Below are 16141 nucleotides of genomic sequence, written 5' to 3' on the forward strand. Positions count from 1 at the left end.
CGGTACGTGCCGCATGGACGGCTTGCACCCGCGTCCGCATCGCGGCAGCGAACTTAAAGTAAAACTTCAGATTCGGCGCTAAGTTTTGGATTCGCATTAGGAATCGCCGTATACCCTGCCCAGCCTGTGGATAACTTTGTTGAGAACTCGCCGCTCAATGGCCGCAACGCGCGCCGGGCCGTGTTTTCCACGGTTTTCCGCCGTTTGCGGCGGTGCCCCGCGGAGCCTTATTCCATAAGGCTGCTATTCAAATTACCAAACCATAGCGAGACAATTTGACCGACACGGGGCTCTACCGCGCTGCAACGTGGAAAATGTGTATAAGTCAAGTCTTGACAAGCAACGAATCGGCAACCGGTACGGGGTTGCGTCCTGTTTAGCGCCGGCAGCGAAACGCTGTCACCCCGCAGTGCAGCATGACAGCGCTTGCGTTCAGCCGGCGGCTCCGCTACGGATCGCGCGGCTGTGGTTATGTACCTCGTCGACGAGTTCGGCGACGTGATCGGGCGACGTGAATTGCGAGATGCCGTGCCCGAGGTTGAATACGTGGCCCGGGTGGTTGCCGTAGCTGTCGAGCACCGCGCGCGCCTGTTCGCGCACCGCGGCCGGCGGCGCAAACAGGATCGTCGGGTCGAGGTTGCCCTGCAGCGCGACGCGCCCCGCGACGCGCTCGCGCGCGGCGCCGAGGTTGACCGTCCAGTCGAGCCCGACCGCGTCGACACCGGTCGCCGCGATCTCCTCGAGCCACAGCCCGCCGCCCTTCGTGAACGTGATCACCGGCACGCGCTCGCCGTCGTGCTCGCGCTTGAGCTGCGCGACCACGCGACGGATGTAGTCCAGCGAAAAGCGCTGGTACGCGCCGTCCGCCAGCGCGCCGCCCCACGTGTCGAAAATCATCACGGCCTGCGCGCCCGCTTCGATCTGCGCGTTCAGGTACGCGGCCACCGCCTGCGCGTTCACGTCGAGGATCCGGTGCATCAGGTCGGGGCGCGAATACGCCATCGACTTCACCGTGCGGAAATCGTCCGACCCGCCGCCTTCGACCATGTAGCACGCGAGCGTCCACGGGCTGCCCGAGAAGCCGATCAGCGGCACGCGCTGGCGGCCCTGGCCGTCGGTCAGCGCGCGGCGGATCTCGCGCACGGCGCCGGTCACGTAGCCGAGCGTGGCTTCGATGTCCGGCACCGCGAGCTTCGCGACGTCGGCCTCGGTACGCACCGGATGCGCGAACTTCGGCCCTTCGCCGACCTGGAAGTCGAGGCCGAGCCCCATCGCGTCCGGAATCGTCAGGATGTCCGAGAACAGGATCGCGGCGTCGAGCGGGAAACGCTCGAGCGGCTGCAGCGTCACCTCGGTCGCGTAGTCGGGATTCTTCGCGAGGCCGAGGAAGCTGCCGGCGCGCGCGCGCGTCGCGTTGTATTCGGGCAGGTAGCGGCCGGCCTGGCGCATCAGCCAGATCGGCGTGTAGTCGGTCGGCTCGCGCAGAAGCGCACGCAGGAAGGTGTCGTTGAGCAGGTTATGGGCCACGGTAGGAGCGACGATGCGAAGGCAAAGCGGCATTTTACCGGACAGCCGGCGTCAGGCTGCGCATGCCGATGCGATGGCGGCCATATGACGCGCGCGACGGCTCCGTTATGATCGGACGCTCATATCGAACCGAACGAAGGAGGAGACCGATGAAGACATTCGCCACGCTCGCCGCGGCCGCATTGCTCTGCTGCGCCGCTGCGCACGCGCAGACCGGCGCGGGCAGCGCCGCCGCCGCCCCGGGCGCCGGCTCGCGGCTCGACGACGTGCTCGCGCGCGGCACGCTGCGCGTCTGCACGACGGGCGACTACAAACCGTATTCGTACTACCGCGCGGACGGCCGCTTCGAGGGCATCGACATCGACATGGCCGAATCGCTCGCGAAGTCGCTCGGCGTGAAGGCCGACTACGTGAAGACGAGCTGGTCGAACCTGACCGGCGATTTCGTCGCGAAATGCGACGTCGCGGTGGGCGGCGTATCGACGACGCTCGAGCGCCAGAAGCGCGTGTTCTTCACGCAGCCGTACGTCGTCGACGGCAAGACGCCGATCGTGCGCTGCGCGGACGCCGACAAATACCAGACCGTCGCGCAGATCGACCGGCCCGAAACACGCGTGATCGTGAACCCGGGCGGCACCAACGAACGTTTCGCGAAGCAGTACTTCACGCACGCGAACCTGACCGTCTATCCGGACAACGTGACGATCTTCAAGCAGATCCTCGCGGGCAAGGCGGACGTGATGGTGACGGATGCGTCCGAGACGCAGCTGCAGCAAAAACTGAATCCGGGGCTGTGCTCGGTCCATCCGGACAAACCGTTCCAGTTCGGCGAGAAGGCGTACATGGTGCCGCGCGGCGATGTCGCGTTCCAGCAGTACGTCGACCAGTGGCTGCATCTCGCTCTGTCGACCGGCGAATACCAGGCGATTTCGGACAAGTGGCTGAAGTAAGCGCGCGTGTTTGCGGCGGCCGATGACGGGCACCGCCCCCGTGGCCGCTGCCCGCTGAAATCGCTGCGCGGCGGCGGCCGGCCTGCCGCAGTTACACATCGCCACTTTGCCCTGGCGAACCGCTGCCGCGCGAAATCACCCGAATCGGCCAAACGGCCGACTTCCACACATCCCGATCACGTTTCAAAATCTTTCTGACGAATGAATCGTCATCCGCGGTATCTGCCGCGCGGTGCGTTTTCTCACGTGTAAATCGGCAATTCATCGCGCCCGATACGCGTGAAAAACGCGCCGTATGCATATGATGAAAACGCTGCGGAAAATATGGGTAAAAATGACCTTTTTCAGGACCCCGAAAACAGCAAAAAATCCCGGAAAGCCTTATCTGGCGGGCGTTACAACCTGAAACACTTTGTTACCGCGATGGGTCGGTAATTCGCCCACAATGGCCTCAACGGTTTCAACACGGATGCGGTCTCGTGTGCCAAGTGTGAGCGGACGCGAAGCGCTGCGAGCCAGTCGGTCACGTACCGAAGCCCTTCCCAGGGGCATCCCTGTTGGAGTCGTTTCCGGCTCCCCGCCGGACTCGGTTTCATCTTTGGTCTCCTCGCGCTAACCCCGTAGCGTGTGGTTTTTAGCGGGCTAATAAGCCCGCTTTTTTTCGTCCATCGAAAACGCAACGGCCCGCAGGCCGCCGCGTTTTTCCCGCCGCCGGGCCGCCAGGCCAACTTACGCGGTCTTCTGCACGTCGAGCTTCAGTTCCTCGATCATCCGGTCGCGCATCACGAATTTCTGCACCTTGCCCGTCACCGTCATCGGCAGCTCGTCGACGAAGCGGATATAGCGCGGAATCTTGTAGTGTGCGATCTGCCCGTGGCAGAACGCGCGCACGTCGTCCTCGGTCATCTGCTCGTCCGCGCGCAGCACGATCCACGCGCACAGCTCCTCGCCGTATTTCGCATCGGGCACGCCGAACACCTGCGCGCTCTGGATCTTCGGATGCCGAAACAGGAATTCCTCGATCTCGCGCGGATAGACGTTCTCGCCGCCGCGAATCACCATGTCCTTCAGGCGGCCGACGATGTTGCAATAGCCGTCCGCGTCGAGCGTCGCGAGGTCGCCCGTATGCATCCAGCCGTCGACCAGCACCTCGCGCGTCTTCGTGTCGTCGTCCCAGTAGCCGAGCATCACCGAGTAGCCCTTCGTGCACAGCTCGCCCGTCGTGCCGACCGGCACGACGTCGCCGCTCGGATCGACGATCTTCACTTCGAGATGCGGCTGGATGCGCCCGACCGTCGTCGTGCGTTTCTCGAGCGGATCGTCGGTCGAGCTCTGGAACGACACGGGGCTCGTCTCCGTCATCCCGTATGCGATCGTGATCTCCGACAGGTGCATCTGCGATACGACGCGCTTCATCGTCTCGATCGGACACGGCGAGCCGGCCATGATCCCCGTGCGCAGCGTCGACAGGTCGAATGTCGGGAACTCGGGATGATCGAGCTCCGCGATGAACATCGTCGGCACGCCGTGCAGCGCGGTGCAGCGTTCGTCGGCCACGGCCGCGAGCGTCGCGACCGGGTCGAATGCTTCGCCCGGGAACACCATCGCCGCGCCCTTCGATACGCACGCGAGTACCGCGAGCACCATCCCGAAGCAGTGGTACAGCGGCACGGGGATGCAAAGCGCATCCTGCTCGGTGAAGCGCATCGCCATCGCGATCGAGCGCGCGTTGTTGACGACGTTGCGATGCGTGAGCGTCGCGCCCTTCGGGCTGCCCGTCGTGCCGCTCGTGAACTGGATGTTGATCGCGTCGGTGGACTCGAGCGTCGCGCCGATCGCATCGAGCAGCGCGGGGTCGACGGCCTGGCGGCCGCGCGTCATCACGTCCGCGAAGCGGAACATGCCGGCCAGCGCGACGTCGCCCATCGACACGACCGTGCGCAGGCTCGGCACGCGCGCCGCCTGCAAGTTGCCCGGCGTCGCGGTCGCGAGCTCCGGCGCGATGGTCTGCAGCATCTCGACATACGCCGACGACTTGAAGCGCTCGGCCGCGATCACGGCCTTGCAGCCGACCTTGTTCAGCGCGTATTCGAGTTCCGACAGCCGGTAGGCCGGGTTGATGTTGACGAGCACCGCGCCGATACGCGCGGTCGCGAACTGCGTGAGCAGCCATTCGCTGCGGTTCGGCGACCAGATGCCGACGCGGTCGCCCTTCACGATCCCGAGCGTGGCGAGGCCGGCCGCGAGTACGTCGACCTCGTCTGCAAATTCGCGCCAGGTCCAGCGCACCTGCTGCTCGCGGAACACGACCGCCGGACGTTCGGGGAAGCGGCCGGCGGTATCGCGCAGGAACCGGCCGATCGTCGCTTCGGATAGCGGCACGTCGGTCGCGCCGCGCACGTACGACAGTCCGTTTTCGGGCGCGATCAGCGCCCCCACGCCAAGGTCTGCTGCCATGAATGTCTCCGTCTTTTTTGTCCGATCGGCCCGCGTGCGCTTGCTGCGCCCGCCTCCGTCGCCACACTCGCGACGGGCGGCCTGACTGCGGATGATGACGCGCTCCGCTGACGACACTCTGACATCAATTCGCGGCGGACGGATGAAATAGCACGACCGGACGAAACACTACGGCATGCAAAGTACAGACGAAAAAAAAGCAGCCCGAGGGCTGCTTTTTTTCGCGGGATACGCGGCGCGGCTCAGTGCCGGCTGCGAATCTTCGCCAGACGCTGGATCGCCTCGAGCTGCGCCATCGCGGTCGCGAGCTCGGATTGCGCCTTCGCGAGGTCGAGATCCGACTTCGCGTTCTGCAGCGTTTCCTCGGCACGCTTGCGCGCTTCCTCGGCTTTCGCCGCGTCGAGGTCCTTGCCGCGGATCGCGGTATCGGCGAGCACCGTCACGGCGCCCGGCTGCACTTCGAGAATGCCGCCTGCGACGAACACGAATTCGTCGTTGCCGCCCTCGACTTCGATGCGCACCGCACCCGGACGAATCCGCGTGATCAGCGGCGTGTGGCCCGGCAGAATACCCAGCTCACCCGTTTCGCCCGGCAGCGCGACGAATTTCGCCTCGCCCGAGAAGATCTGCTCTTCCGCGCTGACGACGTCTACTTTGATGGTTGCCATATCGACTCCTGTCGACGGGAGTTAGCGCTTCAGCGCTTACTCCCGTCCCATGCACGGCGGTTGAGCGTGTTGCGGTCGGCGCGACCGGCCGTGAAGCAAATCGACAACAGCGATTCACTGCACCGTGGCCGGATCGCACCAGCTTGCTGCCACTCAGACCTTTACTGGATCTTCTTGGCCTTTTCGAAGGCTTCGTCGATCGTGCCGACCATGTAGAACGCCTGTTCCGGCAGGTGGTCGCACTCGCCGTCGACGATCATCTTGAAGCCGCGGATCGTTTCCTTCAGCGGCACGTACTTGCCCGGCGAGCCCGTGAACACTTCAGCGACGTGGAACGGCTGCGACAGGAAACGCTGGATCTTACGTGCGCGCGCGACCGACAGCTTGTCTTCCGGCGACAGTTCGTCCATGCCCAGAATCGCGATGATGTCGCGCAGTTCCTTGTAGCGCTGCAGCGTCTGCTGAACGCGACGGGTGATCGAGTAGTGCTCTTCACCGATCACGTTCGGGTCGATCTGGCGCGACGTCGAGTCGAGCGGGTCGACCGCCGGGTAGATACCCAGCGAAGCGATGTCACGCGACAGAACGACGGTTGCGTCAAGGTGGCCGAAGGTCGTAGCCGGCGACGGGTCGGTCAAGTCGTCCGCAGGGACGTACACGGCCTGGACCGACGTGATCGAGCCCTTCTTGGTCGACGTGATGCGCTCTTGCAGCTTGCCCATTTCTTCAGCCAGCGTCGGCTGATAGCCCACTGCCGACGGCATACGGCCGAGCAGTGCCGACACTTCGGTACCGGCCAGCGTGAAACGGTAGATGTTGTCGACGAAGAACAGCACGTCGAGGCCTTCGTCACGGAAGTGCTCGGCCATCGTCAGGCCGGTCAGCGCGACGCGCAGACGGTTGCCCGGCGGCTCGTTCATCTGGCCGTACACCAGCGCGACCTTGTCGAGAACGTTCGAGTCCTTCATTTCGTGGTAGAAGTCGTTCCCTTCACGGGTACGCTCGCCCACGCCCGCGAACACGGAGTAACCGCCGTGTTCCTTCGCGATGTTGTTGATGAGCTCCATCATGTTGACGGTCTTGCCCACGCCGGCACCGCCGAACAGGCCGACCTTGCCGCCCTTTGCGAACGGGCAGATCAGGTCGATGACCTTGATACCCGTTTCGAGCAGTTCGGTCGACGGCGACAGTTCGTCGAACGCCGGAGCCTTCTGGTGGATCGAGCGCGTATGCTCGCTCACGATCGGGCCAGCCTCGTCGATCGGACGGCCGAGCACGTCCATGATCCGGCCGAGGGTCGGCTTGCCGACCGGCACCGAGATCGGATTTGCCGTGTTCTTCACGGTCAGACCGCGGCGCAGGCCGTCGGATGCACCCAGACAAATGGTGCGGACCACGCCGTCGCCCAGCTGCTGCTGGACTTCGAGCGTCAGTTCCGAGCCATCGAGAATAAGCGCGTCGTAGATCTTCGGCATGCTGTCGCGCGGGAATTCCACGTCGATAACGGCGCCGATGCACTGTACGATCTTGCCTTCTACCAAAGCAGCAGTACTCATCGCTTTTCCTTTAAATACCTGATTCTTTACTCGCGCAAAGGCGCAGTTGTCGTCCGGGCGCGCGCTTAAACAGCGGCTGCGCCGCCGACGATCTCCGACAGTTCTTTCGTAATCGCGGCCTGACGGCTCTTGTTGTACACGAGCTGCAGTTCGCTGATCACCGTCTTCGCGTTGTCGGACGCGGCCTTCATCGCGACCATCCGCGCCGATTGCTCGGACGCCATGTTCTCCGCGACGGCCTGGTACACCAGCGCCTCGACGTAACGCACGAGCAGTTCGTCGACGACTGCCTGCGCGTCCGGCTCGTAGATGTAGTCCCACGACGTGGCCGGCGTACCGTCATCGGCCTCGAAGTGTTCCGACGACAGCGGCAGCAGCTGCTCGATCACGGCTTCCTGCTTCATCGTGTTGACGAAGCGCGTGTAAGCGATATAAACCGCCGACAGCTTGCCTTCCGAGTACAGGTCGAGCTGCGTCTTCACCGCGCCGATCAGCTTGTCCAGATGCGGGGTGTCGCCGAGGTGCACGACCTGCGACATCACCTTCGCGCCGAAGCGGTTCAGGAACCCGAGGCCCTTGCTACCGATCGCGGTGGCTTCGACCTTCTGGCCCTTCTCTTCCAGCTCCTTGAACTTCTGCACCGTCGCACGCAGCACGTTGGTGTTCAGACCACCGCACAGACCCTTGTCCGTCGTGACGAGGATGATGCCGGCCGTGTTCGTGCCGTCGTTCGCCACCATGAACGGGTGGCGGTACTCCGGGTTCGCACGGCTCATGTGCGCGGCGATGGCACGGACCTTGTCCGCGTACGGACGAGCAGCGCGCATGCGTTCCTGCGCGCGGCGCATCTTCGATGCGGCCACCATCTCCATCGCCTTCGTGATCTTGCGCGTGTTCTGCACGCTCTTGATCTTGCCGCGAATTTCCTTCATTCCAGCCATAGCTTGCTCCTTGACCGAAGCGGCGCGAACGCGTCAGCACCCGCGCGGCCTCAGTGTGTCACTCGCGGATCAATAGGCACCGGACTTCTTGAAGGATTCGATCGCCGAGCGCAGTGCGCCTTCGTCGTCCTTCGAGAGATCCTTGGTGTCTTCGATGCGCTTGATGAGGTCAGCGTTGCTGGTCTTCAGGCTTTCGCGCAGGCCCTTCTCGAACGGCAGCACTTGCTTCACGTCGAGGTCGTCGAGGTAGCCGTTGTTCGCGGCGTACAGCGACACGGCCAGTTCCCACACCTGCAGCGGCTGGTACTGCGGCTGCTTCAGCAGTTCCGTCACGCGGCGGCCGCGCTCGAGCTGCTTGCGGGTCGCTTCGTCGAGGTCCGATGCGAACTGCGCGAATGCCGCCAGTTCACGGTACTGCGCGAGGTCGGTACGGATACCGCCCGACAGCTTCTTCACGACCTTCGTCTGAGCGGCGCCACCGACTCGCGACACCGACACGCCGGCGTTGATTGCCGGGCGGATGCCTGCGTTGAACAGGTCGGTTTCCAGGAAGATCTGGCCGTCGGTAATCGAGATCACGTTCGTCGGAACGAACGCGGTCACGTCGCCTGCCTGCGTTTCGATGACCGGCAGTGCCGTCAGCGAACCGCTCTTGCCCTTCACTTCGCCGTTCGTGAACTTCTCGACGTACTCTTCCGACACGCGAGCCGCACGCTCCAGCAGACGCGAGTGCAGATAGAACACGTCGCCCGGGTACGCTTCACGGCCCGGCGGGCGGCGCAGCAGCAGCGAGATCTGACGGTATGCCCAAGCCTGCTTGGTCAAGTCGTCATAAATGATCAGCGCGTCCTGGCCGCGGTCGCGGAAGTATTCGCCCATCGTGCAGCCGGCGTACGGTGCCAGATACTGCATTGCTGCGGAATCCGATGCCGTGGCGGCGACGACGATCGTGTATTCCATCGCGCCCGTTTCTTCGAGCTTGCGAACCACGTTCATGATCGACGAAGCCTTCTGGCCGATCGCGACGTAGATACAGATCAGGTCCTTGCCCTTCTGGTTGATGATCGCGTCGAGCGCCACCGCGGTCTTGCCGCACTGACGGTCGCCGATGATCAGCTCACGCTGGCCACGGCCGATCGGCACCATCGCGTCGATCGACTTGATGCCCGTCTGCACCGGCTGCGACACCGACTTGCGCCAGATCACGCCCGGGGCGATCTTTTCGATCGCGTCGGTCAGCTTCGCGTTGACCGGGCCCTTGCCGTCGATCGGGTTGCCGAGCGCATCGACCACACGGCCGACGAGTTCCGGGCCGACCGGGACTTCCAGAATGCGACCCGTCGTCTTGACGACGTCGCCTTCCGAGATGTGTTCGTATTCGCCGAGAATCACCGCGCCGACCGAGTCGCGCTCGAGGTTCAGCGCGAGGCCGAACGTGTTGCCCGGAAACTCGAGCATTTCGCCCTGCATCACGTCCGACAGGCCGTGGATACGCACGATACCGTCGGTCACGGAGATCACGGTGCCCTGGTTGCGAACGTCTGCGCTCGCTTCAAGGCCCTGGATCCGGCTCTTGATCAGCTCGCTGATCTCAGAGGGATTGAGTTGCATTATTCGCTCCTGATAGTCAATTCTGTTGCGTGCCGGCGTGGCGCTCAGGCGGTCAAGGCAGCCTGCATCGATGCGAGGCGCGCGCGAACCGAGGTGTCGAGCACTTCGTCGCCGACCGTCACGCGCACGCCGCCGATCAGCGACGAATCGACTTCGACCGTCGGTTTCAGCTTGCGCTTGAACTTGCGTTCGAGGCCCGAGACGAGACTTTCGAGATCCGCGCCGTTCAGCGGGAACGCGCTCACGATCTCGGCGTCGGCAGCACCTTCACGTTCGTTCTTGAGCGCCTCGAACTGCTCGGCAATTTCCGGCAGCAGCGCGATGCGATGATTGTCGACCAGCATCTGCACGAGGTTCTTCGCTTCGGCGCCGGCCGCGAGCGGCGACTTCACCGCAGCAAGCAGCAGCTCGGCTACTTGCGTGCGCGTCACCTTCGGGCTCGACGCGACCGACAGCACTTCCGGCAGATGCGCAACCTGGGCCAGCTCTTGCACGAGCGTGGACCAGGCGGCGATGTCACCGCCCTCGGCCACGCGGAACAGCGCTTCTGCGTAAGGGCGGGCGATGGTTGCAAGTTCGGCCATGATCAGAGCTCGGCTTTCAGTTGATTCAGCAGTTGGGCGTGGGCCGTTTGATCGACTTCGCGCTTCAGGATCTGCTCGGCGCCCTTCACGGCCAGCGAGGCGACTTCGCCACGCAGCGCTTCGCGCGCCTTCACGATTTGCTGTTCTGCTTCCGCCTTCGCCTGGGCGACGATGCGGGCGGCTTCAGCCTGGGCGTTGGCCTTGATTTCCTCGGCGACCGCCTGTGCACGCTTTTCAGCGTCGGCGATGCGCTGCTGGCCGTCGTTGCGGGCCTGCGCGAGTTCCTGGTCCACGCGCTTGTGCGCTGCGTCGAGTTCCGCCTTGCCCTTCTCCGCGGCGGCGAGGCCGTCGGCGATCTTCTTCGAACGTTCGTCGAGGGCGTTGATCAACGGCGGCCACACGAACTTCATCGTGAACCACGCGAGGACCAGGAACACGACCATTTGCGCAAACAGAGTTGCGTTGAGATTCACGGTGTTTCCTTATCTGCTATTCCGGAAAAATGAAACGGTAAGGCGCTCATCGAGTTGCATTCGATCAGCGCCCCAAGTCTCCGTTCCGCCCTGCGCCGGCTTGCGCCGGACGCATATTTCCGAGGAACCTTAGCCTGCGACGAGCTTCGACAGGAGCGGGTTCGCGAACGCGAACAGCATTGCGACACCAACGCCGATCAGGAATGCAGCGTCGATCAGACCAGCCAGCAGGAACATCTTCGTTTGCAGCGGGTTGATGAGTTCCGGCTGACGTGCGCAGGCTTCGATGTACTTGCCACCCATCAGCGCGATACCGATACAGGCGCCGATTGCACCCAGGCCGATGATGATGCCGATACCGATGGCGGTCAGACCCTGGATGTTGGCGATGTAAGCTTGCATGATCACTCCTTTGTGAAAAGACTTGGAACTGAGATTTAAAAAACTAAAACGAAGACTCTTTGTTGCACGCCGCGCTTAGTGCGTGTCGTGCGCCTGGCCGAGATACACCAGCGTCAGCATCATGAAAATGAATGCCTGCAACAGAACAATCAGGATGTGGAAGATTGCCCAGACGCTACCCGCGATCACGTGACCAACGAAGCCGAGGAACGTTGCGTCGCCACCGAAGCTCCACATGCTGCCGAGCAGGGCGATCAACAGGAACAACAGCTCACCCGCGTACATGTTGCCGAACAGCCGCATACCGAGAGAGACGGTCTTCGCGAGATATTCGACGATGTTGAGCGCGAGGTTCGGGATCCACAGCAGCGGGTGGGCACCAAACGGGGCCGACAGCAGCTCATGCACAAAGCCGCCCGCGCCCTTGATCTTGATGCTGTAGTAGATCATCAGGACGAACACGCCGAGCGCGATGCCGAGCGTGCCGTTCAGGTCGGCCGTCGGGACGATGCGATGGTGGGAAATCACGTCCGACAGACCGAGCAGGCCGATGACGCGGCCCGGCAGGTCGACCGGGAGGAAGTCGAGCGAGTTCATCAGCGCGACCCACACGAACACCGTGAGGGCGAGCGGAGCGATGAAGGTGCGATTGCCGTGGACGATGGCCTTCGACTGGTCTTCGACCATTTCGACGAGCATCTCGATCGCGCACTGGAAACGGCCCGGCACGCCCGACGTCGCCTTGCGGGCGGCCAGACGCAGCAGGAGGATCGTCACGATGCCGCATACGATCGACCAGAACAGCGTGTCGAGATTCCAGACGTGGATGTCGAAAATCGACGTCTGATGCGAGGTGGAGAAATTCTGCAAGTGGTGCGCAATGTACTCGGACGGATCCGGACCGCGCGTGCCTTCGCTAGCTGCCATATCGTTAATGCCACCCAAATTGTCGAAAATCGTTTTGCCTGTTCCGCAACACGTTATTGCGGGAACGGGCCGGTGCGGTTCGTTGTCGAAACCGCACGCTGCTTGTTGCTTACCGCCAGGCCAGCGCGATCCAGTACGTCTTCAGCACGACGAGGTACGTGACGAGGAACGGCACCCAATGCACGCCGGCCCAGCCGAACGCCACTGCTGCGAACATCCCGATCGTCAGGCCGAGCTTCAGGGCTTCGCCCATCACCCAGCTCATCACGGTGGCCGAACCACCTGCCTTCAGTCGTGCCACGAACAGCGCACTTGGTACCCAGCCGATCGCTCCACCCAGAAACGCGGATTGCGCAGCGGCGCCCGGCGACTTCGAAAACAGCCACCACGCCAGCGTTGCAACCAGGGACAAGACCACTTGCGCGAACACCACCTTGGAGGGGGTCACGCGCGAGGGCTTGCTCACGTCCGGACCGAACAGCCTCTCGGCTTCTGCCCGTGTGAGCGGAACGATATTGTTATCTTGTTGCTCGGCATCCCAGTCATCGTCGGATTCGCGCCGCTCGCCGGCCGCCGAAGCGGTGCGTTGCGTGCGCTGATCATCGTGCCTGTCGTCCGGCGCCTGACCCGCCATCGCAATCTTCCGCAAAATCCTTGAATCCGGCCCCAAGCTTTCCGAAAGCTTTCAGGGGTGCCTAGCTAACAAATCCGGGCGATTGTAAGCGATAGTTGCAAGTGATTCAAGGCTTTAGACGCGACAAAAACCTGCATAAAACGACGCCTCATCATGTGAAAAACACGCGATTCGACGACGTACGATGACAGTTGTAAGGTCGGATTTTTGCACCGGTATTTCTTGCTCGAAAAATGTCCGGTGACGGTGGATGGCGTGGAAGCGATGCCCGACGCGGGATCGAACGAAACGGCACGATCGCCGCCGAAAATCCGCTGTGATGCAACTGCCCGGAACGACTCGGCGCGACATCCCGGGACAAGCAAAACACTGTGGCCAGTCAGCCGCACCCGATACACGCAATTCGATCGGATGCCGGTGCATCGAACCATCCAGCCAGTTGTCGCGCCACCACAGACGATCGACTGTGAATCGCCGCACTTATCAACAGCCTCGCAACCATCGCGAACGCTGTGCGCCCTCCCCGCCTCTCGAACCGCACACCTGTGCCGCAACGCTCAACCGTGCACGAGCAGCCACGCGCCGAGTGCCGCGCTCACGAGCGCGAACGGAATCGAGACCAGGTGGAACGGCAGCCACATGCGCGGCTCCTTCGCGAGACGCACCGCGATCAGGTTCGCGAGCGAACCGATCGCGAAACCGAAGCCGCCGACCGATACGCCGAACGCGAGCGCGCGCCAGTCGTGCGTGAATTCCGATAGCAGGATAGCGGCCGGCACGTTGCTGATCCCCTGCGACAGGACGGCGCCGGCCGCAAATACGCGCAGCGGCGAATCGAGGCGCGCATGCGCAATCGCGTCGTGCACGACGGGCAGCGCAGCCGCGCTGCGCAGCACCACGAACATCAGTACGAAGATCAGCAGCAGCAGCCAGTCGATCTTCAGGACTGCGTCACGTTTTACGGCGAACAGCATGATCGCAACCGCAACCAGACCCGGCAGCGGATGGTGCGCATCGGCGAGCAGCACGAATGCCGCGAACAGCACCGCTGCAATCAGCGCGTGCATGCGCTGCACGGGCAATGCGACGACGTCGCCGGACAGGTCGAGCGGTTTCGCGCGAAACGCGCATGCGGTCAGCGCGAGCAGCAGCGCCATCAGCGCGATCGCGAGCGGCCCGAGCGTGACCACGAAGCGGCCGAACGACATGCCGCTCAATTGCCACAGGAAAAGATTCTGGGGATTGCCGAGCGGCGTCGCGACGGACCCCGCATTGACGGCCAGCGCGACGACGATCACGAGCCGCCGGAACGGCAGCGGCGTCAGCGCACGCAGCGACACCATTAACGGCACGACGACGAACAGCGCGACGTCGTTGGTCAGCCACATCGACAGCGCTGCCGCGAACACGACGAGCAACATCGCGAGCCCGCGCTCGGAATGCACGTGATGCACGATGCGGTGCGCGAGCCACATCAGGCAGCCGGACAACTCGAGCGCCTTGGTCAGCATCAGCAGGCCCGCGAGCGTCGCGACCGTCTGCCAGTCGACTCGACCGGCGAGCACGGAAAATGGTTGCGGACGCACCCATTGCAGCACGAGCAGGCCAAGCACGAGCACCGATAGCACGGGCTCCTGCACAAGCCATCCGAGCCACCGGTGCGGCGCCGGTGCGCCCGTCTCCTTCATCGTCAACGCGTTACTCTTCGGTCGCTACGTTGCCGCGCAGCCGCGCGAGAATGCCCTCGAGTGCATCGAGGTTGCCGAAGTCGATCAGCACCTGCCCTCGACCGCGGCGGCCGAGCTTGATCTTCACCGTCGACGCGAGCAGGTCAGACAACTCCTCCTCGAGACGGCGCGTGTCGCGGCCGCCGTCGTCCTTCGCGCGCGCCTTCACGGCCGGCGCTTCCTTCGTCGTATGTGCGACGAGCTTCTCGGTTTCGCGCACCGACATGCGCTTGTTGACGACCTGGTGGGCGAGCGTGATCTGCGTTGCCGCATCGACGGCGAGCAGCGCGCGCGCGTGCCCCATGTCGAGATCGCCGGCCAGCAGCATCGTCTGCACCGGCGAAGCGAGGTTCAGCAGGCGCAGCAGGTTCGACACCGCGCTGCGCGAACGGCCGACCGATTCGGCCGCCTGTTCATGCGTGAAACCGAACTCGTCGAGCAGGCGCTGGATGCCGTGCGCCTCTTCAAGCGGGTTCAGATCCTCGCGCTGGATGTTCTCGATCAGCGCCATCGCCGCGGCGGCTTGATCGGACACGTCCTTCACGAGCACCGGCACTTCGTCGAGGCCTGCCAGGCGCGCCGCGCGGAAACGCCGCTCGCCCGCGATGATCTCGTATTTGTCTGATGAAATGGGCCGTACCAGGATCGGCTGCATCACGCCCTGCGCGCGAATGCTTGCCGCGAGCTCCTGCAGGCTGCCTTCGTCCATCCGCGTCCGCGGCTGGTACTTGCCGGCCTGCAGCTTGCCGAGCGCGAGCGTGTTCGGCGCGCCTTCGATCTTCACCGCTTCGGTGATATCGGCGCTGCCGCCGAGCAGCGCTTCGAGGCCACGTCCCAAGCCCTTCTTCTTTGGTACCGCGTTCATGTCTTTCTTCCTCGCTTCGCTCATGTCCGGATCACGACACCTCGAACGCGCGAACGCGTTCGATCATCTCGGCACCGAACTGGATATACGCCTGCGCACCACGCGAGTTGCGGTCGAACACGACGCCCGGCAGCCCGTAACTCGGCGCTTCCGCCAGACGCACGTTGCGCGGAATCACCGCGTCGAACACCTTGTCGCCGAAGTGCGCTTTCAGTTGATCGGAGACTTGCTGCTGCAGCGTGATGCGCGGATCGAACATCACGCGCAGCAAGCCGATGATCTTCAGGTCGCGGTTCATGTTTGCGTGAACCTGCTTGATCGTATTGACGAGGTCCGACAACCCTTCCAGCGCGAAGTATTCGCACTGCATCGGGATCACGACGCCATGCGCCGCGCACAACCCGTTCAGCGTCAGCAGCGACAGCGTCGGCGGGCAATCGATCAACACGAAGTCGTAGTCGTCGGCCACGTGCTCGAGCGCGACCTTCAGCCGGCGCTCGCGATTGTCGATGCTGATCAGTTCGATCTCGGCACCGGACAGCTCGCGGTTCGCGGGCAGCACGTCGTAGGTGACGCCTTCCGGACGCACGCGCGCATCGGTCACCGACACGCCGTCGACCAGCACTTCGTACACGGTCGATTCGCACGCGGCCTTGTCGATCCCGCTGCCCATCGTCGCGTTGCCCTGCGGGTCGAGATCGATCAGCAGGACTCGTTGCTCCTGCGCTGCAAGGCTTGCGGCGAGATTGACCGATGTCGTCGTCTTGCCGACGCCCCCCTTCTGGTTCGCAACGCAGAAGATCTTTGCCATCGTTGGTG

The 16141-nt window shown here is 63.5% G+C and carries 15 protein-coding genes; 1 reads left to right on the forward strand and 14 read right to left on the reverse strand.

Annotation, left to right across the window (positions count from 1 at the left end):
* Window positions 1-432 precede the first annotated feature (432 nt).
* On the reverse strand, window positions 433-1527 hold the full coding sequence (gene hemE, locus AC3WLY_RS29710) for a uroporphyrinogen decarboxylase (protein ID WP_231944009.1): 1095 nt from the start codon (window positions 1525-1527) through the stop codon (window positions 433-435).
* 149 nt (window positions 1528-1676) lie between these two features.
* Between hemE and AC3WLY_RS29715 the strand changes: the two genes are divergently transcribed.
* A complete protein-coding gene (locus AC3WLY_RS29715; protein ID WP_492309658.1) occupies window positions 1677-2477 on the forward strand; it encodes a transporter substrate-binding domain-containing protein in 801 nt (266 codons plus the stop codon).
* 729 nt (window positions 2478-3206) lie between these two features.
* On the opposite strand, the gene AC3WLY_RS29720 is transcribed toward AC3WLY_RS29715, so the two are convergent.
* From AC3WLY_RS29720 to AC3WLY_RS29780, 13 genes are all read right to left on the reverse strand, one after another.
* Window positions 3207-4934: an AMP-binding protein gene (locus tag AC3WLY_RS29720; protein WP_492309657.1), complete on the reverse strand. Its 1728-nt coding sequence runs from the start codon at window positions 4932-4934 to the stop codon at window positions 3207-3209.
* A 242-nt stretch (window positions 4935-5176) separates the two neighbouring features.
* Window positions 5177-5602, reverse strand: coding sequence for a F0F1 ATP synthase subunit epsilon (locus AC3WLY_RS29725; RefSeq protein WP_006477288.1), 426 nt, complete (start codon window positions 5600-5602; stop codon window positions 5177-5179).
* Window positions 5603-5763: 161 nt separating this feature from the next.
* Window positions 5764-7158 (reverse strand): F0F1 ATP synthase subunit beta, encoded by a 1395-nt coding sequence (atpD, locus tag AC3WLY_RS29730; RefSeq protein ID WP_034183838.1) that lies wholly within the window; start codon window positions 7156-7158, stop codon window positions 5764-5766.
* A 65-nt stretch (window positions 7159-7223) separates the two neighbouring features.
* The gene (gene atpG / locus AC3WLY_RS29735; RefSeq protein ID WP_034183837.1) at window positions 7224-8099 is read right to left on the reverse strand and encodes a F0F1 ATP synthase subunit gamma; all 876 of its coding nucleotides are present in this window, start codon (window positions 8097-8099) and stop codon (window positions 7224-7226) included.
* A gap of 69 nt (window positions 8100-8168) precedes the next feature.
* Window positions 8169-9710: a F0F1 ATP synthase subunit alpha gene (gene atpA / locus AC3WLY_RS29740; protein WP_034183836.1), complete on the reverse strand. Its 1542-nt coding sequence runs from the start codon at window positions 9708-9710 to the stop codon at window positions 8169-8171.
* A gap of 44 nt (window positions 9711-9754) precedes the next feature.
* On the reverse strand, window positions 9755-10294 hold the full coding sequence (locus tag AC3WLY_RS29745) for a F0F1 ATP synthase subunit delta (RefSeq protein WP_006751768.1): 540 nt from the start codon (window positions 10292-10294) through the stop codon (window positions 9755-9757).
* A gap of 2 nt (window positions 10295-10296) precedes the next feature.
* Entirely contained in the window at window positions 10297-10767 is a 471-nt protein-coding gene (locus tag AC3WLY_RS29750; protein ID WP_006751767.1) for a F0F1 ATP synthase subunit B, read from the reverse strand.
* A gap of 129 nt (window positions 10768-10896) precedes the next feature.
* On the reverse strand, window positions 10897-11169 hold the full coding sequence (gene atpE / locus AC3WLY_RS29755) for a F0F1 ATP synthase subunit C (RefSeq protein WP_021160442.1): 273 nt from the start codon (window positions 11167-11169) through the stop codon (window positions 10897-10899).
* A 75-nt stretch (window positions 11170-11244) separates the two neighbouring features.
* On the reverse strand, window positions 11245-12096 hold the full coding sequence (gene atpB, locus AC3WLY_RS29760; protein ID WP_034183834.1) for a F0F1 ATP synthase subunit A: 852 nt from the start codon (window positions 12094-12096) through the stop codon (window positions 11245-11247).
* 109 nt (window positions 12097-12205) lie between these two features.
* The gene (locus tag AC3WLY_RS29765) at window positions 12206-12730 is read right to left on the reverse strand and encodes an ATP synthase subunit I (RefSeq protein ID WP_174380343.1); all 525 of its coding nucleotides are present in this window, start codon (window positions 12728-12730) and stop codon (window positions 12206-12208) included.
* A gap of 557 nt (window positions 12731-13287) precedes the next feature.
* Window positions 13288-14418 (reverse strand): SLC13 family permease, encoded by a 1131-nt coding sequence (locus AC3WLY_RS29770; protein ID WP_175962780.1) that lies wholly within the window; start codon window positions 14416-14418, stop codon window positions 13288-13290.
* A 10-nt stretch (window positions 14419-14428) separates the two neighbouring features.
* On the reverse strand, window positions 14429-15322 hold the full coding sequence (locus AC3WLY_RS29775; protein WP_006482728.1) for a ParB/RepB/Spo0J family partition protein: 894 nt from the start codon (window positions 15320-15322) through the stop codon (window positions 14429-14431).
* A gap of 31 nt (window positions 15323-15353) precedes the next feature.
* Entirely contained in the window at window positions 15354-16133 is a 780-nt protein-coding gene (locus AC3WLY_RS29780) for a ParA family protein (RefSeq protein ID WP_175962679.1), read from the reverse strand.
* Window positions 16134-16141: the final 8 nt, after the last annotated feature.

Source organism: Burkholderia sp. FW306-1C-G01B (assembly GCF_058781685.1).